The organism is Phocaeicola sp. RTP21198st1_B8_RTP21198_201120 (assembly GCF_040929485.1).
Taxonomy (GTDB): domain Bacteria; phylum Bacteroidota; class Bacteroidia; order Bacteroidales; family Bacteroidaceae; genus Phocaeicola; species Phocaeicola dorei.
The window spans coordinates 1-317 of sequence record NZ_JBCOCI010000199.1 but is presented as its reverse complement, the minus strand read 5'-3'; the positions used below and the strand labels follow the sequence as shown (position 1 = coordinate 317).

Below are 317 nucleotides of genomic sequence, written 5' to 3'. Positions count from 1 at the left end.
AGTGGGTACGAGAATCGAACTCGTATTACATGCGTGAGAGGCATGTGTCCTAACCGTTAGACGAACCCACCGGAGTTTGATAGATTTAAAAAGAGCCAAGTCTATAAAACTTAGCTCTTTTTATTTTGAGATTTTGCGGAAGCTGGGGGATTCGAACCCCCGGTACCCTTACGAGTACGTCAGTTTAGCAAACTGGTGGTTTCAGCCACTCACCCAAACTTCCTTGAACCCGCATTCTCTCTCAAATGCGGTGCAAATATAGGGGGAACTTTTGGACTACGCAAATCTTTTAGCAAGATTTTTTTTACCTGTTTTTT

Annotated in this window: 2 tRNA genes; both read right to left on the bottom strand. The window is 43.2% G+C overall.

The annotated features are described in order from the left end of the window. Window positions 1–71 (bottom strand) — tRNA-Glu (locus AB5935_RS24430). Between the two features lie 65 nt (window positions 72–136). After that, window positions 137–223 (bottom strand) — tRNA-Ser (locus AB5935_RS24425). Window positions 224–317 lie beyond the last annotated feature (94 nt).